The sequence below is a fragment of the Streptomyces sp. NPDC056948 genome (assembly GCF_042674225.1).
Taxonomy (GTDB): domain Bacteria; phylum Actinomycetota; class Actinomycetes; order Streptomycetales; family Streptomycetaceae; genus Streptomyces; species Streptomyces purpurascens.
In genome coordinates this window covers 1-1639 of record NZ_JBHUQX010000789.1, presented here as the reverse complement: position 1 = coordinate 1639, position 1639 = coordinate 1, and the positions used below count along the sequence as shown (strand labels likewise).

Sequence of the window (1639 nt, the reverse complement as noted above, 5' to 3'; positions counted from 1 at the left end):
CCGGGACTTCGGTCCCGGGCCGTGATTTTCGTGATCTATCTCGCAGGTGACGTGAACGGTTCACATACCCCGAAAGGGACGGACCGCAACGGGTGTCACGCCGCCACCGGCTGCTTGGTCTCCGCCGCCGGGGCCGCAGTGCCCTCGCCGGGTGCCGCGGTGGCTCCCGGGGCCTGCTTGCGCATGCCCTTCAGGACGACCACCAGGGCCGTCGTGACGCAGACACCCGCGGCGATGGCGACCAGGTAGAGGAACGGGTTGCCGATCAGCGGGACCACGAAGATGCCGCCGTGCGGAGCGCGCAGGGTGGCGCCGAAGACCATCGACAGGGCACCGGTGATCGCGCCGCCCGCCATGGAGGCCGGGATGACGCGCAGCGGGTCGGCCGCGGCGAACGGGATCGCGCCCTCGGAGATGAAGGAGGCGCCGAGCACCCAGGCGGCCTTGCCGTTCTCGCGCTCGGTCGCGTTAAAGAGCTTGCCGCGCACGGTCGTGGCCAGGGCCATCGCCAGCGGGGGCACCATGCCGGCCGCCATGACCGCCGCCATGATCTTCATCGCGGAGTCGCTGGGGTCGGACACCGCGATACCGGCCGTGGCGAAGGTGTAGGCGACCTTGTTGACGGGGCCGCCGAGGTCGAAGCACATCATCAGGCCGAGGAGGGCACCGAGCAGGATGGCGTTGCTGCCGGACAGGCCGTTCAGCCAGTCGGTCATGCCCTTCTGCGCCTCGGCGATGGGCTTGCCGATGACGACGAACATCAGGAACCCGACGATCGCCGAAGAGATCAGCGGGATCACCACCACCGGCATGATGCCGCGCAGCGCCGGCGGGATGTTCACCTTCTGGATCGCGATCACCACGCCACCGGCGATCAGACCGGCCGCCAGGCCGCCGAGGAAGCCGGCGTTGATGGTCAGGGCGATCGAGCCGCCGACGAAGCCGGGCACGAGTCCGGGCCGGTCGGCCATGCCGTAGGCGATGTAGCCGGCCAGGACCGGGACGAGGAAGCCGAAGGCGACGCCGCCGATCTGGAAGAGCAGGGCCGCCCAGCTGTCGGCCTGCGTCCACAGGAAGTGGTCCATCACCGACGGGGCCTTGTCGACCTTGTAGCCGCCGATCGCGAAGCCGAGGGCGATGAGCAGACCGCCCGCCGCGACGAACGGGACCATGTAACTGACGCCGGACATCAGCCACTTGCGCAGCTTGGTGCCGTAGCCCTCACCGGAGTCGCCGGTGCGCTCGACGGGCGTGGCGCCCGGGGAGCCGGAGGTGACCTCGCCGCGCGCGGCCTTCTCGCGGACCTCGGCGATGAGTTCGGCGGGGCGGTTGATGCCCGCCTTCACACCGACGTCGACGGTCGGCTTGCCGGCGAACCGGTCCTTCTCCCGTACGGAGACGTCGTGGGCGAAGATCACGCCGTCCGCCGCCGCGATGACCTCCGGGTCGAGCCGGGTGAAACCGGCCGAGCCCTGTGTCTCGACAGTGACCTCGACGCCCGCCTCACTGCCGGCGTTCTCCAGCGACTCGGCGGCCATGTAGGTGTGGGCGATGCCGGTGGGACAGGAGGTGACGGCGACGATGCGGAACGGGCGCTCCTCGGGAGCTCCATCGGCCCCGGAGTCGTCGTCAGTGACCG

At 70.2% G+C, this 1639-nt stretch carries 1 protein-coding gene; it reads right to left on the bottom strand.

Features of this window, described 5'->3' with window-relative positions; translation table 11 throughout:
- Positions 1–95: 95 nt before the first annotated feature.
- Positions 96–1639: PTS fructose transporter subunit IIC (locus ACFTZL_RS44735; protein ID WP_382596337.1), on the bottom strand; the 1544-nt coding region annotated here is incomplete at its 5' end.